Annotated in this window: 18 protein-coding genes; 16 read left to right on the top strand and 2 right to left on the bottom strand. The window is 69.0% G+C overall.

The genetic code is table 11. The features are described 5' to 3' along the window. The first annotated feature begins 54 nt into the window (after nucleotides 1–54). The 8 genes from U5817_RS23280 to U5817_RS23245 all read left to right on the top strand — a co-directional run bounded on the left by U5817_RS23280 (nucleotide 55) and on the right by U5817_RS23245 (nucleotide 12,541). Nucleotides 55–2,544 (top strand): acyl-CoA dehydrogenase, encoded by a 2,490-nt coding sequence (locus tag U5817_RS23280; RefSeq protein ID WP_407278999.1) that lies wholly within the window; start codon nucleotides 55–57, stop codon nucleotides 2,542–2,544. Beyond that, complete coding sequence (locus tag U5817_RS23275) at nucleotides 2,541–3,821, top strand: acetyl-CoA C-acetyltransferase (protein WP_407278998.1); 1,281 nt, start codon at nucleotides 2,541–2,543, stop codon at nucleotides 3,819–3,821. The genes U5817_RS23280 and U5817_RS23275 overlap by 4 nt, the downstream gene beginning before the upstream one ends. Then, the gene (locus U5817_RS23270; RefSeq protein ID WP_407278997.1) at nucleotides 3,821–5,812 is read left to right on the top strand and encodes a 3-hydroxyacyl-CoA dehydrogenase NAD-binding domain-containing protein; all 1,992 of its coding nucleotides are present in this window, start codon (nucleotides 3,821–3,823) and stop codon (nucleotides 5,810–5,812) included. The genes U5817_RS23275 and U5817_RS23270 overlap by 1 nt, the downstream gene beginning before the upstream one ends. 16 nt (nucleotides 5,813–5,828) lie before the next feature. Next, nucleotides 5,829–6,236, top strand: coding sequence for an acyl-CoA thioesterase (locus U5817_RS23265; protein WP_169132527.1), 408 nt, complete (start codon nucleotides 5,829–5,831; stop codon nucleotides 6,234–6,236). Nucleotides 6,237–6,361: 125 nt separating this feature from the next. Continuing rightward, nucleotides 6,362–7,654, top strand: a complete 1,293-nt coding sequence (locus tag U5817_RS23260; protein WP_407278996.1) for an OmpP1/FadL family transporter — start codon at nucleotides 6,362–6,364, stop codon at nucleotides 7,652–7,654. A 148-nt stretch (nucleotides 7,655–7,802) separates the two neighbouring features. Further along, nucleotides 7,803–10,184, top strand: a complete 2,382-nt coding sequence (locus U5817_RS23255; RefSeq protein ID WP_407278995.1) for a 3-hydroxyacyl-CoA dehydrogenase/enoyl-CoA hydratase family protein — start codon at nucleotides 7,803–7,805, stop codon at nucleotides 10,182–10,184. Between the two features lie 13 nt (nucleotides 10,185–10,197). After that, nucleotides 10,198–11,397, top strand: a complete 1,200-nt coding sequence (locus U5817_RS23250; protein ID WP_407278994.1) for an acetyl-CoA C-acyltransferase — start codon at nucleotides 10,198–10,200, stop codon at nucleotides 11,395–11,397. A gap of 343 nt (nucleotides 11,398–11,740) precedes the next feature. Continuing rightward, on the top strand, nucleotides 11,741–12,541 hold the full coding sequence (locus U5817_RS23245) for an enoyl-CoA hydratase/isomerase family protein (protein ID WP_407278993.1): 801 nt from the start codon (nucleotides 11,741–11,743) through the stop codon (nucleotides 12,539–12,541). A 63-nt stretch (nucleotides 12,542–12,604) separates the two neighbouring features. Here U5817_RS23245 and U5817_RS23240 read toward each other — a convergent pair whose 3' ends face one another. Both U5817_RS23240 and U5817_RS23235 read right to left on the bottom strand, forming a co-directional pair. After that, nucleotides 12,605–13,489: a pirin family protein gene (locus U5817_RS23240; RefSeq protein WP_169132533.1), complete on the bottom strand. Its 885-nt coding sequence runs from the start codon at nucleotides 13,487–13,489 to the stop codon at nucleotides 12,605–12,607. A 167-nt stretch (nucleotides 13,490–13,656) separates the two neighbouring features. After that, nucleotides 13,657–14,430 carry a YdcF family protein gene (locus U5817_RS23235; protein WP_407278992.1) on the bottom strand — a complete coding sequence of 258 codons (774 nt, stop codon included), beginning with the start codon at nucleotides 14,428–14,430 and terminating at the stop codon, nucleotides 13,657–13,659. A gap of 118 nt (nucleotides 14,431–14,548) precedes the next feature. Between U5817_RS23235 and U5817_RS23230 the strand changes: the two genes are divergently transcribed. The 8 genes from U5817_RS23230 (at nucleotide 14,549) to U5817_RS23195 (ending at nucleotide 21,093) form a co-directional block, all read left to right on the top strand. Continuing rightward, a complete protein-coding gene (locus U5817_RS23230) occupies nucleotides 14,549–15,097 on the top strand; it encodes a DUF2802 domain-containing protein (RefSeq protein WP_169132535.1) in 549 nt (182 codons plus the stop codon). Beyond that, nucleotides 15,094–15,882 carry an SPOR domain-containing protein gene (locus tag U5817_RS23225; RefSeq protein WP_407278991.1) on the top strand — a complete coding sequence of 263 codons (789 nt, stop codon included), beginning with the start codon at nucleotides 15,094–15,096 and terminating at the stop codon, nucleotides 15,880–15,882. The genes U5817_RS23230 and U5817_RS23225 overlap by 4 nt, the downstream gene beginning before the upstream one ends. 93 nt (nucleotides 15,883–15,975) lie before the next feature. Beyond that, the gene (gene fliW / locus U5817_RS23220) at nucleotides 15,976–16,419 is read left to right on the top strand and encodes a flagellar assembly protein FliW (RefSeq protein WP_169126404.1); all 444 of its coding nucleotides are present in this window, start codon (nucleotides 15,976–15,978) and stop codon (nucleotides 16,417–16,419) included. A gap of 97 nt (nucleotides 16,420–16,516) precedes the next feature. Continuing rightward, the gene (locus U5817_RS23215; RefSeq protein ID WP_169126402.1) at nucleotides 16,517–16,897 is read left to right on the top strand and encodes a RidA family protein; all 381 of its coding nucleotides are present in this window, start codon (nucleotides 16,517–16,519) and stop codon (nucleotides 16,895–16,897) included. A 135-nt stretch (nucleotides 16,898–17,032) separates the two neighbouring features. Further along, complete coding sequence (gene recG / locus U5817_RS23210; RefSeq protein WP_407278990.1) at nucleotides 17,033–19,093, top strand: ATP-dependent DNA helicase RecG; 2,061 nt, start codon at nucleotides 17,033–17,035, stop codon at nucleotides 19,091–19,093. A 225-nt stretch (nucleotides 19,094–19,318) separates the two neighbouring features. Beyond that, nucleotides 19,319–19,876, top strand: coding sequence for a chorismate--pyruvate lyase family protein (locus U5817_RS23205; RefSeq protein WP_407278989.1), 558 nt, complete (start codon nucleotides 19,319–19,321; stop codon nucleotides 19,874–19,876). Beyond that, the gene (ubiA, locus tag U5817_RS23200; RefSeq protein WP_407278988.1) at nucleotides 19,873–20,760 is read left to right on the top strand and encodes a 4-hydroxybenzoate octaprenyltransferase; all 888 of its coding nucleotides are present in this window, start codon (nucleotides 19,873–19,875) and stop codon (nucleotides 20,758–20,760) included. Before U5817_RS23205 ends, ubiA begins: the two co-directional genes overlap by 4 nt. Before the next feature lie 81 nt (nucleotides 20,761–20,841). Next, complete coding sequence (locus U5817_RS23195; RefSeq protein WP_407278987.1) at nucleotides 20,842–21,093, top strand: hypothetical protein; 252 nt, start codon at nucleotides 20,842–20,844, stop codon at nucleotides 21,091–21,093. The last annotated feature ends 65 nt before the right edge of the window (nucleotides 21,094–21,158 follow it).

Below are 21,158 nucleotides of genomic sequence, written 5' to 3'. Positions count from 1 at the left end.
GACGCGCGACGCAGATCGCGCCGGGGCGGATCCTGAACGATAGAGGAGACGACAATGATCTGGTGGTTCATCGCTTTGCTCCCTCCCTTGGCAATCGCGCTCGCCTACGGGCGAGCGCCCCTTTTTGCCTGGGCAGGGGTCGGGTTGGGCTGGCTGGCGGCGGCCGGCTGGGCCGGGGGCTGGTCGCCGGCGGCGATTACTGCGGCGCTGGCGGTATTCGCGGGCGTGATGGCGCTCTTCCTGCTGCGGCCCGTGCGCCGCGCTCTGGTCACTGCGCCGATCTTCCGCGCCTTCCGCGCGGCGCTGCCGTCGATGTCGCAGACCGAGCGTGATGCGCTGGAGGCGGGCACGGTGTGGTGGGAGGGCGAGCTCTTCCGCGGTGCGCCGACGTGGGCCAAGCTGCTCGATTACCCGTGGCCCACGCTCACGCCCGAGGAGCGCGCCTTCCTCGATAACGAGACCTCCGAGCTGTGCCGGCTCACCAATGACTGGCAGGACAACCTGCGCCAGGATCTCTCGCCCGAGGTGTGGCAGTACATCAAGGACAAGGGCTTCCTAGGCATGATCATCCCGAAGGAGTATGGCGGGAAGGGCTTCTCGGCCTATGCCCACTCCCAGGTCGTGACCAAGCTGTCGACGCGCGCCTCGGCGCCGGCGATCACGGTGATGGTGCCGAACTCGCTCGGCCCCGCGGAGCTGCTGCTGCACTACGGCACGCCGGAGCAGAAATCCCATTATCTGCCGCGGCTCGCGAAGGGGCTGGAAATTCCGGCCTTTGCGCTGACCAGCCCGTGGGCGGGCTCCGACGCGGCGTCCATCCCCGACGCGGGCGTCGTGTGCAAGGGCTTGTGGCAGGGGCGCGAGGTGCTCGGCATGCGCGTCTCGTTCGACAAGCGCTACATCACGCTCGCCCCGGTATGCACGGTGTTCGGGCTGGCCTTCCGCCTCTACGACCCGGACGGCCTGCTCGGCAGCGAGCCGGATCTCGGCATCACCTGCGCGCTGGTGCCGGCCGATCACCCCGGCGTGGACACCGGCCGTCGCCACTTCCCGCTCAACGGCATCTGGATGAACGGGCCGGTGCGCGGCACTGACGTCTTCATGCCGCTCGACTTCATCATCGGCGGGCCGAAGATGGCCGGGCAGGGCTGGCGCATGCTGATGGAGTGCCTCGCGGCGGGCCGCTCGATCTCGCTGCCCGGTTCCAACACCGGCATGCAGAAGATGACGGCGCGCGCCGTTGGTGCCTATGCGCGCGTGCGCTACCAGTTCAAGACCGCCATCGGCCGCTTCGAGGGCGTCGAGGAGGCGCTCACTCGCATCGGCGCGAACACCTATCTCAGCGACGCGGCGCGCGTGATGACGGCCGGGGCGGTGGATCTCGGCGAGAAGCCCTCGGTGGTGTCCGCGATCGTGAAGTACCACGTCACCGAGCGGGCGCGCCAGACCGTCAATGACGGCATGGACGTGATCGGCGGCAAGGGCATCTGCCTCGGGCCGCAGAACGTCCTCGGTCGCGCCTACCAGCAGATCCCGGTCGGCATCACGGTCGAGGGCGCGAACATCCTCACGCGCAGCCTGATCCTCTTCGGCCAGGGCGCGATCCGCTGCCATCCCTACGTGCTCGACGAGATGCACGCCGCGCAGGGCAACGCGCTCGCGGCCTTCGACACGGCCCTGTGGGGCCACGTCGGCTACACGGTGTCGAACGCCGCGCGCGCGCTGGTGATGGGCCTCACCGGCTCGCACTTCGTCGGCGTGCCCGACAACATTGCCCCCGAGACGCGGCGCTATTACCAGCAGCTCACGCGCTTCTCGGCGGCGTTCGCCTTCATTTCCGATATCTCGATGGGCACGATGGGCGGTGCGCTGAAGCGCAAGGAGAAGCTCTCCGCGCGCCTGGGCGACATCCTGTCGCTGATGTACCTCGCCTCCGCGGTGCTGCGCCGCTACGAGGCCGAAGGCCGCCAGGCCGCCGACGCGCCGCTGATGCACTGGGCGATCTGGGACTGCATGTTCAAGGCGCAGAACGCCTTCGAGGGCGTGATCGCGAACTTCCCGAACAAACTCTTCGCGACGCTCCTGCGCCGCATCGTGGTGTTCCCGCTCGGGCGGCCCTATGTCGTGCCGTCGGACCAGCTCGGCCACGAGGTCGCCAAGCTGCTGATCGCGCCGTCGGCGACGCGCGACCGGCTGACCTCCGACGTGTATCTGCCGAGCGATCTCGAAGAACCGGTCGCGGCCGCCGAGGCCGCGCTCGCCGCGACGATCGCCGCCGAGCCGGTCGAGGCCAAGGTGCGCCAGGCGCAGAAGGAAGGCCGCTTCGTGCCGGGCCTGCTCGTGGGCGGCGGTGTCGATGCGCTGTGGCAGCGCGCCTTCGACGCGGGCGTGATCACCGCCGACGAGTTTGCGCTGCTCCAGCGTCGCGGCGAGCTGCGCGACAAGGTGATCCGCGTCGATGACTTTCCCTACGACTTCGGCCTGCGTGACGCGCTCGGCGTGATCGCGTCGCAGTCGCCCGCGACGGTGAAGGCTGCTGCATGACCCGCGACATCTTCATCATCGACGGCGCACGCACGCCCTTCCTCAAGTCGCGCAACACGCCGGGGCCGTTCGCGGCCTCGGACCTCGCGACCGCGGCCGGCGCCGCGCTGCTCGCGCGCCAGCGTTTCGCGCCGGACGAACTCGACGAGGTGATCCTCGGCTGCGCGAGCCCTTCGCCCGACGAGGTCAACATCGGCCGCGTCGTCGCGCTGCGCATGGGCTGCGGGCAGAAGGTGCCGGGCTGGACCGTGATGAGGAACTGCGCCTCCGGCATGCAGGCGCTCGATTCGGCGATCGCGAACATCCAGGCCGGACGCTCGGATCTCGTGCTCGCGGGCGGCGTCGATGCCCTGTCGCGCGCACCGCTGCTGCTCTCCGACGCGATGGTGCGCTGGCTCTCGGGCTGGTACGCGACGAAGACCGTCGGCGACAAGCTCGGCGCGCTGCGCCGCTTCAGGCGCGGCTACCTCGCACCGGTGATCGGCATCATGAAGGGGCTCACCGACCCCATCGTGGGCCAGCTGATGGGCCAGACCGCCGAGAACCTCGCGCACCGCTTCGGCATCTCGCGCGCCGAGATGGACACCTTCGCCGCGCGCAGCCACGCCCACGTGCTGGCGGCGCGCGAGGCCGGGCATTTCCATGAGATCGTGCCGCTGATCGACCGCGACGGCACCGTGTACGCCGACGACGACGGCGTGCGCGCCGACTCCACGCCGGAGAACCTCGCCAAGCTCAAGCCCTTCTTCGACCGCAAGTACGGCCGCGTGACCGCCGGCAACAGCTCGCAGATCACCGACGGTGCGGCGTGGCTGATCCTCGCGTCCGCGGAAGCGGTCGAACGCCACGGCCTCGTGCCGCTCGGGCGCATCGCCGACAGCCAGTGGGCGGGCCTCGACCCCGCGCAGATGGGCCTCGGCCCGGTGCACGCCGCGACGCCTATCCTGCGGCGCCACGACCTCGCGCTCGCCGACATCGACGCGTGGGAGATCAACGAGGCCTTCGCGGCGCAGGTGATCGCCTGCCTGCGGGCCTGGGACGACGCGGACTATTGCCGCGACGAACTCGGACTCGACGATGCCTTCGGCCGCCTCGACGAGGCGAAGCTCAACCTCGACGGCGGCGCAATCGCGCAGGGCCACCCGGTCGGCGCCAGCGGCGCGCGCATCGTGCTGCATCTGCTGAACGTGCTGCGCCGGCAGGGCCTTAAGCGCGGCATCGCCAGCATCTGCATCGGCGGCGGGCAGGGCGGCGCGATGCTGGTGGAGGCGCTGTGATGAGCGAATTCAAGCATCTGGTGCTCGCGCGCAAGGGGGACGAGTCGGGTCTCGCATGGCTCTATCTCGACCGCGCCGGCGCAAGCGCCAACACCCTGTCGCGCGAACTGCTCGACGAACTCGCCGCGGTGTTCGCGCAGCTCGAAGCGGATCCGCCCAAGGGGCTGATCATCGCCTCGGCGAAGCCGGCCGGTTTCGTTGCCGGCGCGGATATCGAGGAGTTCACGCGCATCGACTCGGCGCAGGGCGCGCGCGATCTCGTGCAGCGCGGCTGGGAGCTTTTCAACTGGCTCGCGCGCCTGAAATTCCCGACGGTCGCGCTGATCCGCGGCCATTGCCTCGGCGGCGGGCTGGAGCTTGCGCTGGCATGCCGCTACCGCATCGTCGTAGATGAGCCCGGCACCAAGCTCGCGCTGCCCGAGGTGATGCTGGGCATCGTGCCCGGCTGGGGCGGCATGAAGCGCCTGCCGGAGCTGATCGGGCCGGCCGCGGCGCTCGACATGATGCTCACCGGCAAGAGCCTCGATGCGCGTCGCGCGCAGAAACTGGGCCTCGCCGATGCCTGCGTGCCGACGCGCGTGATGGAGAACGCCGCGCGCATGCTGGTGCTGTCCGGCCAGCCGCCGCGTGCGCTGCCCCTCGTGCAGACGCTGCTGAACGGCCCGCTGAAGGCGCTCGTCGCGAACAAGGCACGCGCGCAGGTCGCGGCGAAGGCGCGACGCGAGCATTACCCGGCGCCCTACGCGATCCTCGACATCTGGCAGAAGCACGGCGGCAACGCGCTCGCGGTGCCGGCCGACGACCCGGCCTCGCTGGAGGCGATCTTCCGCTCGCCGACCGCGAAGAACCTCGTGCGCGTGTTCTTCCTGCAGGAGCGGCTGAAGGGCTTCGGAAAAGACTCGGACTTCGCGCCGCGCCACGTGCATGTCGTCGGCGCCGGCGTGATGGGTGGCGACATCGCCGCGCTGTGCGCGTGGGCCGGCATGACGGTGACGCTGCAGGACCAGTCGGTCGAACGCATCGCCCCGGCCGTCGCGCGCGCAGCCAAGCTCTTCGAGCGCAAGACGCGCGGCGAGCAGCGCCAGGTGCGCTTCGCGCTCGACCGGCTGATCCCCGATCCGGCCGGCCACGGCGCGGCGCGGGCCGACCTCGTGATCGAGGCGATCTTCGAGAACCTCGACGCCAAGCGTGCGCTGTTCGCCGAGATCGAGCGGCGCGCGAAGCCCGAGGCGGTGCTCGCGACCAACACGTCGAGCCTGCGCATCGAGGATATCGCTACCGGATTGACGGCCCCGCGCCGGCTCGTCGGCATCCACTTCTTCAACCCGGTCGCGCTGATGCCGCTGGTCGAGGTGGTGCGCGGGGAACAGTCGGACGACGAGGCGCTGCGGCGCGCGGCGGCCTTCGTGCGCCGCCTCGACAAGCTGCCGCTGCCGGTGAAGAGCGCGCCGGGTTTCCTCGTGAATGCGGTGCTGGGCCCCTACATGCTGGAGGCACTGCGCTGCGTCGAGGAGGGCATCGCGCCGGAGACGATCGACGCCGCGCTGGTCGCGTTCGGCATGCCGATGGGGCCGGTCGAGCTGGTCGATACGGTCGGTCTCGACATAGCGGTCGCTGCCGGCAAGGCGCTGGCCGGTGTGGGCGCCGAGCCGCCGCCGAAGCTGATGGCGCTGGTCGCCGCCGGGCAGCTCGGCCGCAAAAGCGGGCAGGGCTATTACCGCTGGGCCGAGGGCAAGGCGCAGAAGGCTGCGGCCGGGACGATTCCTGTCGGGCTGGCCGAGCGCATCCTTGCGCCGCTGATCTCCGCAGCGCGCCGCTGCGTCGAGCAGGGGGTGGTCGCGGATGCCGATCTGGCCGATGCCGGAATCATTTTCGGAACGGGCTTCGCCCCCTTCACGGGCGGCCCGCTGTATCATTCCCCGGAAGTGGGGAAAGGGCCGTCCGATGCGGTTCCGGCCGGACCGCAGAATGCCGTTGTCCATCCAGCGTGAGCGCAAGGGGAGTCTGATGAGCGAAGCCGCGACCGAGCCGGTGAAACTACCCGAGAACAAGCAGCCGGCCTTGCGCGTGATGCCGATGCCGGCCGACCTGAATCCGTCAGGCGACGTCTTCGGCGGCTGGATCATGGCGATGGTCGACATCGCCGGTGCGATTCCCGCGCACCGCCGAGCGCGTTGTCGTACCGCGACCGTGGCGGTGAACTCCTTCGTGTTCAAGCAGCCCGTGTCGGTCGGCGACCTTGTAAGTTTTTATGCCGAAGTAGTGTCCGTCGGGCGCACTTCGATCACTGTAGACGTCGAGGTGTATGCCGAGCGCGACCCCGAGAACCCGGTCGTCGTGAAGGTCACCGAGGCGACGCTGACGTATGTCGCGCTCGACGACAAGGGGCGCAAGCGGCCCGTTCCGCCTGCCTGAACTCCATTCGATGAATCTTGCGCGGCCCCGCGGTGCCGGGGGTCGCGCGTATCCGGGGAGACTGCGCTGCGGGTCCGGAATGTAGCGCCGAAGTTGCACAGACAAATCACGAGGAGATGAGACCCATGAAGAAAACGACGATCGCCCGCCTGCTGCCTGCCGCCCTGCTCGCACTCGGGTCCGGCGCGGCTTCGGCCGCCGGTTTCCAGTTGCTCGAGCAGAACGCCAGTGGCATCGGCAACGCCTATGCGGGTTCGGCCGCGGTGGCCGAGAACGCCAGCACGATCTTCTTCAACCCGGCGGGCATGACGCAGCTGCAGGCGCGCGAGGTTTCGCTGGGGATCTCGGCGGTGCGGCCGAGCTTTGAGTTCAAGGACAAGGGCTCGGTCGGCGGTGCTTTGTCCGGCAATGGCGACGATGCGGGCGACTGGGCGGCGATTCCCAATGCCTACCTGTCATGGGCGCTCGACAAGGATCTCTATCTGGGCGTCGGCTTCAGCGGTCCCTTCGGTCTCGTCACCGACTACGGTGACAGGTGGGTGGGCAGCGCACAGGCGAACAAGTTCGAGATCAAGACGATCAACATCAATCCTTCGCTTGCGTGGCGCGTCAATGACAAGGTGTCGCTGGGCGTCGGGGTTAACTGGCAGCGCATGGAGGCGGAGTACGAACGCATCATCGCAGTGTCGAACCTCGGTCCGGTGCCTCTGGCGTCCTCGACTGCGAAGCTGGAGGTCGACAACGACGCATGGGGCTGGAACGTCGGTGCATTGTTCACGCTGTCGCCGTCGACGAAGGTTGGCGTGTCCTACCGGTCGAAGGTCGATCACAAGCTCAAGGGTGATTTGAAAATTGCTGGGGGGGCCGCCCAGTTCGGCGCACTCGACCCTCGCCTTCAGACCGCAGATGCCAAGGTGGACGTTGAATTACCCGACACCTTCATCATTAGTACCACGCAAAAACTCAGCGACCGCTGGGAGATGCTTGGGGATCTGTCATGGACCGGTTGGAGCAGCGTGAAGGACGTTCCGATCGTGCGCGATTCGGGGCGAATTGCGGGCACCACCGCACAAACGCTCGAAGCTGATTTCAAGGATACGTGGCGCGTCGCGCTGGGCGCCAACTACCTCCTCAACGACGCCTGGAAGCTCAAGTTCGGCATCGCCTACGACCAGACGCCGGTGAAGGACAAGGAGCGCCGCCTCGTGTCGCTGCCCGACAACGACCGCACCTGGTTCTCCTTCGGTGGGCAGTGGAAGGTGAGCAAGAGCAACACGCTCGATCTGGGTGCGTCCTACCTCTACGTGCCCAAGACCAAGATCGACAACAACCAGCTCGCCGATGGCCGCGGCCGCGTGACCGGGGAGTATACGTCCAGCGTGTGGATCCTCGGCGCGCAGTATTCGATGGCGTTCTGACCTCGTGATGCGGGGGCGGCGGTCGCATTGCGCCGCTGCCCTTTTCGCGGCATCCGCCGCATCCATCCGCTAAAAAGAAGAATGCATCATCCACCGTGGGCCACGGCTGCGCCGACGGTATGTCATTAGCATTGACCGGAGAGTTGGCATGAGCAATTTCATCATCCGCAAGGTCGCGGTGCTCGGCGCGGGCGTGATGGGGGCGCAGATCGCCGCCCACTGCGCGAACGCCGATGTGCCGGTGCTGTTGTTCGACCTGCCGGCGAAGGACGGCAAGCCCAACGCGATCGTCGACAAGGCGCTCGCCGGCCTGAAGAAGCTCGATCCCGCGCCGCTGGCGGCGAAGGACCGGGCGGGATTCATCGACGCGGCGAACTACGGCGCCGACCTCGACAAGCTGCGCGAATGCGACCTCATCATCGAGGCAATCGCCGAGAAGATGGAGTGGAAGCTGGACCTGTACGCCAAGGTCGCGCCCTTCATCCGCCCGGACGCGGTCTTCGCCTCAAACACTTCGGGGCTGTCGATCAACCGCCTTGCCGAAGGGATGCCCGCCGCGCTGCGCGGGCGCTTCTGCGGCATCCATTTCTTCAATCCGCCGCGCTACATGTCGCTGGTCGAGCTGATCGCGACGCGGGACACGGAAGCCGCGATGCTCGACCAGCTCGAAAGCTGGCTGACGACGCGGCTCGGCAAATCCATCGTGCGTGCGAAGGACACGCCGAACTTCGTCGCCAACCGCGTCGGCGTGTTCTCGATCCTCGCGGTGATGCACCACACGGCGCGCCTCGGCTTGGGGTTCGACGAGGTCGACGGCCTCACCGGCCCGCTGATCGGGCGCCCCAAGAGCGCGACCTACCGCACCGCGGACGTCGTCGGCCTCGACACGCTGGCCCACGTCGTCGGCACGATGCAGGCGACGCTGCCCGACGATCCGTGGCATGCCCACTTCCGAGTGCCCGAGTGGCTGCAGGCGCTGATCGCGAAGGGCGCGCTGGGGCAGAAGACGCGCGCCGGCATCTACCGCAAGGAAGGCAAGCAGATCCAGGTGCTGGACCTGAAAACCGGCGACTACCGCCCGAGCGCGGGCGACGTGATCCCGGCGGTCGAGACGATGCTGAAGACGAAGGATCCGGTCGAGCGCTTCTCGCTGCTGGCGGCGAGCGAGCTGCTGGAGGCACAGTTTCTGTGGTCCATCTTCCGCGACGTGTTCCATTACTGCGCCGTGCATCTCGGGGACATCGCCGACAGCGCGCGCGACATCGATCTCGCGATGCGCTGGGGCTTCGGCTGGGCGCAGGGCCCGTTCGAGACCTGGCAGGCGGCCGACTGGAGCGAGATCGCGAAGGCGATCCAGCTCGACATCGACCATGGGCGCGCGATGGCGAAGGTGCCGCTGCCGGCCTGGGTGTTCGAGCGCAAGGGCGTGCATGAGGCGGGCGGTTCGTACTCCGCGACCGGGAACGCGCTCAAGCCGCGCCGCGACCTCCCGGTGTACAAGCGCCAGCTCTACCCCGAGCAGGTACTCGGCGAGGCGCCGGCCGAGCGCGGCGAGACGCTGTGGGAGAACGAAGGCGTGCGGCTGTGGACGCGCCCCGACCAGGATGCCCGCATCGGCATCCTGTCCTTCAGGTCGAAGCAGCACGCAATCGGCGACGAGGTGCTGGACGGCCTGCTGGAGGCGGTCGCGCGTGCCGAGACGGACCTTGACGGCCTCGTGCTGTGGCATCCCGCGCCGTTCGCGGTCGGCGCGAACCTGTACCAGGTCGTCGAGGCGTGCAAGGCCGGGAAGTTCGACATGCTCGAGCGCACGGTCGCGAAGTTCCAGCGTGCGTCGATGCGCCTGAAGCACGCGCAGGTGCCGGTCGTTGCGGCGATCCAGGGCCTGGCGCTGGGTGGCGGCTGCGAGTTCGCGATGCACTCGGCGCACCGCGTGTTGGCGCTGGAGAGCTACGTCGGCCTCGTCGAGGCGGGCGTCGGCCTGATCCCGGCCGGCGGCGGCAGCAAGGAGTTCGCGCTGCAGGCGCACTACCTCGCGCAGAAGGCCGCGGGCGGCGACGTCTTCCCCTTCATCCAGAACAGCTTCCAGACGGTCGCCATGGCGACCGTCGCGAAGAGCGCGCTGGAGGCGGTGCAGCTCGGTTTCGCGAAACCCACCGACGACGTCGTCTTCCACCCGCAGGAGCTGCTCTATGTCGGCATCCGCCGCGCCCGCGCGCTGGCGGAGTCGGGCTACCGCCCGCCGCTCGTGCAGCGTGCGGTGACGGTCGCGGGCAGGAACGGCATCGCGACCTGCGAGCTGATGCTGGTGAACATGGCCGAGGGCGGCTTCATCTCGCCCTACGACTACAAGGTCGCGAAGGCCGCGGCCACGGCGCTGTGTGGCGGCGAAGTGGAGACGAATTCGCGCGTGTCCGAGGAGTGGATCCTCGACGTCGAGCGTGCGCTGTTCGTCGATCTGCTGCGGCAGGAGAAGACGCAGCAGCGCATCGCACACACGCTCGAAACCGGTAAGCCGCTCAGGAATTGATGGGGATAAGGACATGAGCAGACAGATTCAGGAAGCCTATATCGTCGCCGCCACGCGCACGCCGGTCGCCAAGAGGAACGGGCTGTTCCGCAGCGTGCGGCCCGACGACATGCTCGCGCACGTGCTGGCTTCGGTCGTCGCGAAAGTGCCGGCACTCGACGCGCGGGAGATCGGCGACGTGATCGTCGGCTGCGCGATGCCGGAAGCCGAGCAGGGCATGAACGTCGCACGCATCGGCCTGCTGCTGGCGGGCCTGCCCGACACGGTGCCGGGGATCACGATCAACCGCTTCTGCTCGTCCGGGCTGCAGGCGGTCGCGGACGCCGCGGCGCGCATCCGGCTGGGCGAGGCAGACGTGATGATCGCCGCCGGCACCGAGTCGATGAGCGCGATGCCGCAGATCATGGGCAACAAGGTCAGCCTCAACCCGGCGATCTTCGCCAGGCAGGAGAACCTCGGCATCGCCTTCGGCATGGGCCTCACCGCCGAGAAGGTGGCGCAGCAGTGGAAGGTGAGCCGCGAGGATCAGGACAGCTTCGCGCTGCACTCGAACCACCGCGCCTGCGCGGCGATCGCGGCGGGCCTCTTCCGCAACGAGATTAGCCCCTACACGGTGCGTGCGCACCTGCCCGGCGAGGGCGGCGCGGTGCGCGTCGTCGAGCGCGTGGTCGACACCGACGAAGGGCCGCGCGCGGATGCGTCGCTGGAAGCGTTGGGCAAGCTGAAGCCGGTGTTCGCGGCTCGCGGCTCGGTGACGGCGGGCAACAGCTCGCAGATGTCGGACGGCGCAGGTGCGGTGCTGCTGATGAGCGAGGCGGCGCTGAAGCGCTACGGCGCGACGCCGATCGCACGCTTCGTGAGCTATGCGGTCGCCGGCGTGCCGCCGCAGGTCATGGGGATAGGGCCCGTGGAGGCGATCCCGCGGGCCTTGAAAGCGGGCGGGGTCGCGCAGGGCGAGCTGGACTGGATCGAACTCAACGAGGCCTTCGCGGCGCAGGCACTGGCGGTCATTAGTCAGCTCGGCCTCGACCCGGCACAGGTCAATCCGCTCGGCGGCGCGATCGCGTTGGGCCATCCGCTCGGTGCGACCGGGGCGATCCGCACGGCGACGCTGATGAGCGCGATGCAGCGCGATGCGAACCTGCGCTACGGCATGATCTCGATGTGCATCGGCACCGGGATGGGTGCTGCAGGGGTGTTCGAGCGGGTTTGAAGCGATCCAGAGCAGGGTTTCACAGGCTTCGCAAAACCCCGACGCGAGGTCGGAGCGGGGGCGGGGTGAGGGCCTGTCGGGTCGTGCCGAGGCCGGAGCCTGCGACGGGGAAACAAGGCGATGCATGTCTGAGCCCGCAGGGCGAGTTTGCATCGCCGCCCCGGCGCGGGTTTCGGCCGAGGGTAGCCGCAGGCCACGACCTTCAGGCCTGCACTCTGACCCGCTCCGGCCGGATTACAGCCCATGCGGTCTCACGGCATACTAGTGGATCAGAATCCGCGGCCGCGAACGCCACACCACATAAACGCGACGCGGCAGACATCACAGGGAAGGATAGATTCTTATGGCCAACACCGTATTGCTGACCGTCGAAAACCGCGTCGCGACCCTCACGCTGAATCGCCCCGCGCAGCTCAATGCCTTGTCCATCGAGATGATGGAAGACTTCCTGCAGGCCACGCGTGCGCTGCGCGACCTCAAGGATGTCGATGTCGTGGTGCTCGTCGGCGCCGGTGATCATTTCATGGCCGGCGGCGATCTCAAGGATTTCGCGACGCAGTTCCACCTCGGCCCGCAGGCGCGCATGGTGGCCTTCCGCGCGATCATCGAGAAACACATCAATCCGGCCGTCGAGATCCTGCAGTCCCTGCCGCAGCCGGTGATCGCCAAGGTGCGCGGCGCCTGCGCGGGCTTCGGCCTGTCGCTGATGCTGGGCTGCGACCTCGCGCTGTGCGCGGACAACGCCAAATTCACAACCGCCTATTCCTCGATCGGCCTGTCGGCCGATGGCGGCATGTCGTGGTTCCTGCCGCGCATCGTGGGACGGCGCAAGGCGGCGGAACTGCTGCTCCTGGGCGACCGTTTCGATGCCGCCGAAGCACTGCGCCTGAGCCTCGTCAATCGCGTCGTCCCCGCTGCGGAACTCGACGCCGAAACCGCAGCGCTGGTCGGGCGCCTGCAGAATGGCGCGCGCCACGCCTACGGCGAAATCAAGCGCCTGCTGGCCTCGTCGGCGGATGCAAAGATCGAAACTCAGCTGCAGAACGAGGCCGAGGCCTTCGCGCGCTGCAGCGCCACGGGCGATTTCGTCGAAGGGGTTTCCGCCTTCCTCGAGAAGCGCAAGCCGGGTTTCCGCGGCGCCTGACGAGCGGACACGGCTGGGAGCCCGGCCCGACGCCCCCGTTCCTGCGGGTTCGGGGAGCGGCCGCTACGGCAGCGGAATGCGTTCGGTTTCGCCGGGCACCGGCGCGAAGCGCTCGGCCCGCCAGTCTTCCTTCGCCTGTTCGATGCGTTCGCGCGTGCTGGCGACGAAGTTCCACCACACGAAGCGCGGGCCGTCCAGCGGGTCGCCGCCCAGCAGCATGAGACGCGTCTGCCCCAGCGCGCCAAGCGTGATGTCCGCGCCGCGGGCGAAGACCAGCAGCTGGCCGGGCGGATAGGCCTGTCCGTCGATACGCACGGCACCTTCCACGACGTAGGCTGCGCGCTCGTCGTAGTAGGCCGGGATGTGCAGGCGCTGCTGCGCGACGAGCGTGACGTCGGCGTAGAAAAGCGGCGAACGCGTCTCGGCCGGCGAGCGCACGCCGAAGATCTCGCCGGCGATCACGCGGATGCGCATGCCGGGTTCGCTGATGACGGGCAGTTCGGCGGCGCCATGGTGTGCGAACGCCGGTGCCATCTCCTCGTCGCGCGCCGGCAGTCCGACCCAGGCCTGCAGGCCGGAGAGCTTCGGCCCGGTGGGGCGCAGTTCGGGCGGTGTGCGCTCCGAATGCACGATGCCGCGCCCGGCGGTCATCCAGTTGAGTTCGCCGGGGCGGATCGGCTGCACGCTGCCGAGACTGTCGCGGTGCAGGATCTCGCCGTCGAACAGGTAGGTGACGGTCGCGAGCCCGATGTGCGGGTGAGGGCGCACGTCGAGCCCCGTGCCGGGGTCGAGCTGAACCGGCCCCATCTGGTCGAGGAAGACGAAGGGGCCGACCATGCGCCGCTGCGCCGAGGGCAGCACGCGCAGGACCTTGAAGCCGCCGCCGAGGTCGCTCGCGCGCGGGATGACGATCGTTTCGATGCTGCTGTCGGGGGACGCGTCGCTCATGCCTGCTCCTTTCGCGCCATCATTGTCTTGCCGTCCCGATTCCGACGTGCCGGCCGGGCGGTCGTGGGGCCTCGTTCGCGGGCCTTCCTGTCATCATAGACTCACTGCCTGTCGCGGGAAGCCCCTGCGCGCTTTCCCGCCGCGCGCCGGGAGCGCTTCGGCGCCCCTCAGCGCGTCAGGCGATAGGCCAGCAGCCCCAGCCACTCGTGCACGGCATACCAGCCGGCGTAGGCGGCGGACGGGCCGGGAAGCTCTCCGAGCACCTGGTCGCCCGCGCCGGTGCCGCCCAACCACGCCGTCGGCGCCGGGATGACCTGCAGGCCCGCCTCTTCGAATGCCGCCTGCGCGCGCGGCATGTGGGCGGCGTGAGTCACGAGCAGGATGCGGCTCACACCCGCGGCGCGCAGCGGCAGCGCGGAAAATCGTGCATTCTGCTGCGTATCGAGCGATGCCTTTTCGACCCAGCGCACCGGCACGCTGAAATCCTCTTCCAGTGTCGCCTGCATCAGTACCGCCTCCGGGATGTCGCCCGTCGGCGCGCCGCCGCTGACCAGCACCGGCAGTCCGGTCGTGCGCGCGAGTCGTGCCGCGTAACGCAGCCGTTCGAGCGCCAGGCGGTTCACCGTTTCGCCGCCGTATTCCGGCGCATTGCGCCGCTTGCCCGCCCCGAGCACGACGATGGCCTGCGCCTGCCGCATTGCCGCCGCATCGACGACCGGTGCCGTTTCGAGACGGTTCAGCAGCCAGCCGACGCTCGCGGGCGTGGACAGCAGCAGCGTGGCCGCGACGCCGAGCCATGCGAGTCTGAGTCCGGCGCGCCGCGAGCGTGCGGCGAGCAGCAGGCCGGCCGCGATGACGAGCAGGGGGGCGAGCGGCGGCTGGACCATGATCGAGACAGCCTTCTTGAGCCAGAACAGGGCGAGCGCGGAATCGAAGGCCATCTGCATTGTCGGGAGGGTGGGCCGCCAGTATTATCCCCGACTTATCCGTTGTCGCGCGCCTCCCGGTCAGCCTTCCCGATGCTCCATCCTTCTTGTCCTGTCCCCTGTGCGAGGTCGAATGGGATTGCGTGAACTCATCCTTGCCGCGATCGCCCTTCTTGCGGTCTATGTCGGCTACCAGCTCTACCGCGCATCGCGCGCGCCGCGGATGTCGGCGCCCGGGCCGGACGGCACGCCGGCCGAGGCGCCCGCGCTTGCCGAAATTGTCGTCGCGGAAAGTGACGACGATGACGAACCCGGCCCCCTCTACGGTCGTGAGCGCCCCGCACCCGCCCCCGCCGGCACCGACACCGCTCCGGACGCGTTTCAGCACGAACTGGAAGTCCGTCAGCTGCGGCGCGAGCTCGAGCAGCAAGGCAGTGCGCTGGCCGATCTGAAGCGCGAACTCGACGAGGTCCGCGAGCAGTTGCGCGCGCACAAGGAACAGGCCGATGCAGGGCTCGTGACGCGCGGAGCCTCGCCCGAATACAACGAGGCACTGGTGTTCGCGCGCCGCGGACTGGCTGCCGAAGCGATCGCCGAGCGCTGCGGCATCACCGTCGCCGAGGCCGAGCTCGTGCAATCGCTGGCGCGCAGCCAGGGCGGCGAGTCCGGGAACGCCCAATGAGCGAATCGCTCACCGCGGGAGACGGCGCCGGTGCCGCCGCAGAAACGTTGCGCAAGGCCAGCCTGAAGCGGGCACTGATCGCGATCGTCGCCCTCCTGGCGCTGACCGCATCGCTGTGGCTGGTGGAGGAGAGCGAACTGGCGGCGCCCGAGCCTCAGGCCGCCGTTCCCGCGGCCGATCCTTCCCCCGCCGAAACGGTCACGGCGCCGGCTGCGGTGTCGTCCTCGTCTCAGCCCCCCCCCGCCGCCGACGCGACGTCCGCGGAGACGATGCCGGCCGCGCCGGAACCGCGGGCAGCGGCGGAAACCAGTCCCGCTCCGACTGCCGAAACTCAATCCACGCCGGCGCAGGGCGAGCCGGCCGCCACGATTGCCGCTCCCCAGGCGTCACCCCCAGGCTGGACAGCCGCAAGCGTCCCCACATCGGCGCCGCTTTCGCCCGAGCCATCGCCGGCGGCCGCAGCCCCGGCCGCCCCGGCCACCGCCTCGCCCGCCGCACCCACGGCCACATCTGCGTCCCCCTCTGCAGCCCCGCCGGCCGAGCCGCCGCGTTTGCAGGCCGGACCGCCGCCGGGACCCGGATACCTCATCCAGCTTGGCGTGTTCCTCGATACCGCCAATGCGGAAAGCATGCGTCGCGAACTCGAGCGCAAGGGTTATCCTGCGCATCTGCAGGCCCGCGTCGTGCTCGGCCCCTACCCGGACCGCGAGTCCGCGATTGCCGCGCAGGAAAAAGTTCGCCGCGAACGCAAGCTGGATGGCATGATCTTGGGTCCGCGCAAGTAGCAGCGCAGGCGGTGCACGGCGGGATCCGCCTGCACGCATCGCGGTGCGCGTAAGCCAGGACGCCAACAACGGGGCAAATCAGAGGAGGTCGCAATGAAGATCGAAAGTCAGGTGTTCGGTACGGTCGATATTCCCGATGACAAGGTGATCGAGTTCCCGGCCGGGCTTCCCGGGTTCGAAGACTGCAGGCAGTTCGCCCTCGTGCATGAGGATGGATCGACCTCATCCCTGTACCAGCTGCAGAGTCTGGACAATCCTGCGGCCGTGTTCTCGATCACCGGCTCGGACCGGCTTGGCGTCAACTACGAGTTCGGCCTCTCGGACGAGGAAACCGAGCAGCTCAAGCTCACGAACCCTGCCGATGCCTTCGTCGCCGTGATCGTGCGCAAGGACGAAGGCGACGCGGGCAACCCCGCAACCGCCGGGCTGCGCGCAAACTTCATGGCGCCGCTGGTGATCAACGTCTCCGCCCGCCGTGGAATCCAGAAGATCATCACGCGTCTCGGCTGTGACGTGACCCTGCGCGCCGAAGGTTGATCGGCGCACTCTCCCGCGCCCCGGTGCAGGATGTGCCGGGGCGTTGTTTCATCCGGTCCCTGCTCGGGATCGTTCGTACAAGCAAAGGAATTCAAGCATGAGCCGCAGCATCATCTCGACCCCCAACGCCCCGGCCGCGATCGGCACCTACTCGCAGGCCGTCAAGGTCGGCGACACCGTCTATTGCTCCGGCCAAATCGGCCTCGACCCCGCGACGATGCAGATGGTCGAGGGCTTCGAAGCGCAGACCGTGCGCGTGTTCGAGAACCTCAAGGCGGTGGCCGAAGCAGCCGGCGGCTCGCTCGCCGACGCCGTGCGCGTGACGATCTACCTCACCGATCTCGCCAACTTCGCCAAGGTGAACGAAGTCATGGCGCGCTACTTCGCGGAGCCCTTCCCGGCGCGCGCCGCCGTCGGCGTCAAGGAGCTGCCCAAGGGCGGCGTGGTCGAGGCCGACGCCATCCTGGTGATTGGCTAAAGGCGGGCTGCCTTGCGAGTCAGGAGGCACGAAAGCGCGTCTTGCGCCCCGTGGCGGCGTTGCTCATCCTCGCAATAGCAACCACTATTGCTGCGGTTCGCGCCTTGCCACAGGACGCAATCCATCGCTTTCGTCATGCCCCCTGACTCGCAACGCAGCCCACCCGCCTGGGCCGGCATCGGCCCGCAACTCGCAGGCCGGTTGGCGAAGCTCGACATCCGCCGGCCGCAGGACCTCGTCCTGCACCTGCCGCTGCGCTACGAGGACGAAACCCGCCTGACCCCGATCGCCGCAGCGCGCGCCGGTGCGCCGGTGCAGGTCGAAGGCGAGGTGCTGTCCTGCGAGGTCATGTTGCGCCCGCGCCGCCAGCTCGTCGCACAGATCCGCGACGCGAGCGGCACGCTCATCGCGCGCTGGCTCAACTTCTACCCCTCGCAACAGAAGCAGCTTGCGCCCGGCCGCCGCGTGCGCGTGTTCGGCGAGGTGCGCGGCGGCTTCTTCGGCAACGAGATGGTGCATCCGCGCGTGCACCCGGTGGCGGAGGGCGAGGAGCTGCCGCAGGCGCTCACGCCAGTCTATCCGACCACTGCGGGGCTCGCGCAGTCGGCGCTGCGCAAGCTCATCGGACGCGAACTGCAGCGCCCGTCGCCGATCGAGCTTCTGCCGCCCGAAGCGCTCGGGGGGCTGCACCTGCCGCCCTTCGCCGATGCGCTGCGCACGCTGCACCAGCCGCCCCCCGACATCGACCCGTATGCGCTCGAAGACCGCGCCCATCCGGCGTGGCAGCGCATCAAGTTCGAGGAACTGCTGGTCCAGCAACTGTCGCTGCGGCGCGCCTACAACGCCCGCCGCACGCGCCGCGCCCCCATCCTGCGCGACAGCGGCAAGCTCACCGGCGCGCTGCTCGCACAGCTGCCGTTCAGCCTCACCGGCGCGCAGGCGCGCGCGGTCGCGCAGATCGGTCGCGACCTCGCCACCCCGCACCCGATGCAGCGCCTGCTGCAGGGCGACGTCGGCAGCGGCAAGACCATCGTCGCCGCGCTGGCGATGCTGCAGGCGGCCGGGAACGGTTTCCAGGCGGTGCTCATGGCCCCCACCGAGATCCTCGCCGAGCAGCACTGGAAGAAGCTCGCCGCGTGGCTCGAGCCGCTCGGCGTCGGTATCGCGTGGCTGTCCGGAAGCCGGCGCAAGAAGGAGCGCGAGGCCGAGCTCGCCCGGCTCGCCAGCGGCGAGGTGCTGCTCGCGGTCGGCACGCACGCGCTGATCGAGGATCCGGTGACGCTGCCGCGCCTGGGCCTCGCGATCGTCGATGAGCAGCACCGCTTCGGCGTGCGCCAGCGCCTCGCGCTGCGCGAGAAGGGCGCCGACGCGCTGCATCCGCACATGCTGATGATGTCCGCGACGCCCATCCCGCGCACGCTGGCGATGAGCTACTACGCCGACCTCGACGTCACCGTGCTCGATGAATTGCCGCCCGGTCGCACCCCGATCCTCACCAAGCTCGTCGCCGAGTCGCGCCGCGACCAGGTCATCGCGCGTGTGCGCGACGCCTGCCTCGGCGGGGCCCAGGCCTACTGGGTGTGCCCGCTGATCGAGGAGTCCGAGGCGCTGCAATTGAAGACCGCCGTCGAGACCTTCGAGTCGCTAGTCGCGGCGCTGCCGGAATTGAAGATCGGCCTCGTGCATGGGCGCCTGAAGCCCGACGAGAAGTCCGCGACCATGGCCGCCTTCGCTGCCGGCGAGATCCACCTGCTGGTCGCGACGACGGTCATCGAGGTCGGCGTCGACGTGCCCAACGCGAGCCTGATGGTGATCGAACATGCCGAGCGCTTCGGCCTTGCGCAGCTGCACCAGCTGCGCGGGCGCGTCGGGCGCGGCACCAAGGAGTCCGCGTGCATCCTGATCTACGCCCACCCGCTGTCGGAGAACGGCCGCGCACGCCTGAAAGTCATCTACGAACACAGCGACGGCTTCGCGATCGCGCGCGAGGATTTGCGCATCCGCGGCCCCGGCGAGTTCGTCGGCGCGCGCCAGAGCGGCGTGCCGTTGCTGCGCTATGCCGACCTGGAGGGCGACGCCGACCTCCTGGAGCCGGCGCGCGCGCTTGCCGAACGCCTGCTGCGCGACTCGCCGGACGTCGCGACCCAGCTGATGGAGCGCTGGCTCGGCGGACGGGAAGGCCTGCTGCGCGCCTGAGCAGGCACGGACCCAAGGGCGGGAGGAGCGCAGCGCATCCCGCCAGAACCGATGGGTGCAACCTCCTGTGGGAGCGGCTTCAGCCGCGAATCAGCCCGGTAGCGTGCGATACCGCCCATTCGCGGCTGAAGTTGCTCCCACGGCCGAAATCCTGCGCCCCGCTCACCCCGGTTGGGCGAGCGACGCCTACCCGGTATCATGCGGCTGGTCCCGAAATTCCCCCCAATGCGTACCCGTCCCCACAAAGAAACCTGGCTGAAGCGCCCGCCGCGCGCGACCGTTTCCCGCACGCTGCGCCCCTGGCTCACCGATCCGGACTCGCTCACCGCGCGCATCCGCGCCCGCTGCAGCACTTTTGCCGTGCGCGTGCTGCGTCAGCGTCTCGCCTTGCCGCACCGCGACGAGGCGACGCTGCTGGGCCTGCGTCGCGGCGAACTCGCGTGGCTGCGCGAAGTGCTGCTGGTCGCCGACGGCGTGCCGGTGGTGTTCGCGCGCTCGCTGCTGCCGCGCCCCAACGTGCGCGGCGCCTGGAACCTGTTCCACGGCATGGGCGCCCGTCCGCTGGGCGCCGCACTCTTCGCGGATCCCGCGATCAGCCGCCGCGCGCTGACCTGCGCCTGCCTCGACCGTCGCGACGCGCGCTATCATCTTGCGTCTGCCGCGGTCGCGCCGCTGGTGATGCCGCCGCGCGTGTGGGCGCGGCGCTCGCTGTTCCGCCTGCACGACCGCGCGCTGCTCGTCAGCGAGGCCTTCCTGCCCACGATCCTGGACCTGCCCGAATGATGTCTGCGCCGCTCCCCCTGTCCGCCCGCCTGCCCATCTACCTGCGGCTGATGCGCCTCGACAAGCCCATCGGCATCCTGCTGCTGCTGTGGCCGACGCTGTGGGCGCTGTGGCTCGCCGCCGACGGCGTCCCGCCGCTGCCCGTCCTCGTGATCTTCGTCCTCGGCACGGTGCTGATGCGCTCGGCCGGTTGCGTCATCAACGACTACGCCGACCGCGATTTCGACGGCCATGTCGAGCGCACGAAGAACCGCCCGCTCGCGACGCGCGCGATCGGCACCCGCGAGGCGCTGCTCCTCGCCGCCGGCCTCTCGCTCGTCGCCTTCCTGCTGATCCTGCCGCTCGCGCCCATCGTGCTGTGGCTGTCGCTGCCGGCACTGTTTCTTGCCGCGAGCTATCCGTTCATGAAGCGCTTCTTCGCGATCCCGCAGGCCTACCTCGGCATCGCCTTCGGCTTCGGCATCCCGATGGGCTTTGCCGCGGTGCAGGGCGAAGTGCCCGCGATCGCGTGGTGGCTGCTGCTCGGCAACATCTTCTGGACCGTCGCCTACGATACCGAGTACGCAATGGTCGACCGTCCCGACGACCTCAGGATCGGCATCAAGACCTCCGCGATCACCTTCGGCCGCTTCGACGTCGCCGCGGTGATGCTGTGCTACGCGCTCGCCTTCGCGCTGATCGCGGCGGTCGGCGTCGCTGCGGGGCGGGGCACGTTCTTTTTCGCCGGCCTGCTCGGCGCCTGCGGCATCGCCGGCTACCACTACACGCTGATCCGCGGGCGCGAGCGCGCGCCGTGCTTCAAGGCCTTCCTGCACAACAACTGGGTCGGGGCAAGCATCTTCGCCGGCATCGTCCTTGACTACATTGCGTTTCCCGCCGCCTGAACTAGGGTGAACCGACCGCATCGATCACGGTCGAATACATGCGCCCGATCTTCTTGCGGCGCAACCCCAGAGGAGACTGCAATGAGAAGAAGCCTGTTGTTCGCGGGCCTGTGTGCGATGCTGCTGTCGACGAGCGCCTTGGCCCGTCATTGCCCCGCCGACATGAAGAAGATCGACGAGGCCCTCGCCAAGAACCCGATGCTGAGCGCCGAGCAGATGGTGGAAGTGAAGAAGCTGCGCGCGGAAGGCGAAGAGCTGCACAAGGCCGGCAAGCATCCCGAATCCGAGGCGACGCTCGCCAAGGCGATGAAGATGCTCAATATCGGCATGTAGGCCGACACTTGCCGACCAGACCTGGGCCGCCGTCGCGGCCCTTTTCATTTTGAGGCATCCGGGGG

The sequence above is a fragment of the Aromatoleum evansii genome (assembly GCF_045689615.1).
Taxonomy (GTDB): Bacteria; Pseudomonadota; Gammaproteobacteria; order Burkholderiales; family Rhodocyclaceae; genus Aromatoleum; species Aromatoleum evansii.
The sequence above is the reverse complement of the archived record's forward strand: the minus strand, read 5'-3'. Positions and strand labels throughout refer to the sequence as shown.

Excerpts from the sequence above, each read along its gene's own strand:
- U5817_RS23280 (WP_407278999.1), top strand. The coding sequence starts at position 55 with ATGATCTGGTGGTTCATCGCTTTGCTCCCTCCCTTGGCAATCGCGCTC.
- U5817_RS23275 (WP_407278998.1), top strand. The coding sequence starts at position 2,541 with ATGACCCGCGACATCTTCATCATCGACGGCGCACGCACGCCCTTCCTC.
- U5817_RS23270 (WP_407278997.1), top strand. The coding sequence starts at position 3,821 with ATGAGCGAATTCAAGCATCTGGTGCTCGCGCGCAAGGGGGACGAGTCG.
- U5817_RS23265 (WP_169132527.1), top strand. The coding sequence starts at position 5,829 with ATGAGCGAAGCCGCGACCGAGCCGGTGAAACTACCCGAGAACAAGCAG.
- U5817_RS23260 (WP_407278996.1), top strand. The coding sequence starts at position 6,362 with ATGAAGAAAACGACGATCGCCCGCCTGCTGCCTGCCGCCCTGCTCGCA.
- U5817_RS23255 (WP_407278995.1), top strand. The coding sequence starts at position 7,803 with ATGAGCAATTTCATCATCCGCAAGGTCGCGGTGCTCGGCGCGGGCGTG.
- U5817_RS23250 (WP_407278994.1), top strand. The coding sequence starts at position 10,198 with ATGAGCAGACAGATTCAGGAAGCCTATATCGTCGCCGCCACGCGCACG.
- U5817_RS23245 (WP_407278993.1), top strand. The coding sequence starts at position 11,741 with ATGGCCAACACCGTATTGCTGACCGTCGAAAACCGCGTCGCGACCCTC.
- U5817_RS23240 (WP_169132533.1), bottom strand. The coding sequence starts at position 13,489 with ATGAGCGACGCGTCCCCCGACAGCAGCATCGAAACGATCGTCATCCCG.
- U5817_RS23235 (WP_407278992.1), bottom strand. The coding sequence starts at position 14,430 with ATGGCCTTCGATTCCGCGCTCGCCCTGTTCTGGCTCAAGAAGGCTGTC.
- U5817_RS23230 (WP_169132535.1), top strand. The coding sequence starts at position 14,549 with ATGGGATTGCGTGAACTCATCCTTGCCGCGATCGCCCTTCTTGCGGTC.
- U5817_RS23225 (WP_407278991.1), top strand. The coding sequence starts at position 15,094 with ATGAGCGAATCGCTCACCGCGGGAGACGGCGCCGGTGCCGCCGCAGAA.
- fliW (WP_169126404.1), top strand. The coding sequence starts at position 15,976 with ATGAAGATCGAAAGTCAGGTGTTCGGTACGGTCGATATTCCCGATGAC.
- U5817_RS23215 (WP_169126402.1), top strand. The coding sequence starts at position 16,517 with ATGAGCCGCAGCATCATCTCGACCCCCAACGCCCCGGCCGCGATCGGC.
- recG (WP_407278990.1), top strand. The coding sequence starts at position 17,033 with ATGCCCCCTGACTCGCAACGCAGCCCACCCGCCTGGGCCGGCATCGGC.
- U5817_RS23205 (WP_407278989.1), top strand. The coding sequence starts at position 19,319 with ATGCGTACCCGTCCCCACAAAGAAACCTGGCTGAAGCGCCCGCCGCGC.
- ubiA (WP_407278988.1), top strand. The coding sequence starts at position 19,873 with ATGATGTCTGCGCCGCTCCCCCTGTCCGCCCGCCTGCCCATCTACCTG.
- U5817_RS23195 (WP_407278987.1), top strand. The coding sequence starts at position 20,842 with ATGAGAAGAAGCCTGTTGTTCGCGGGCCTGTGTGCGATGCTGCTGTCG.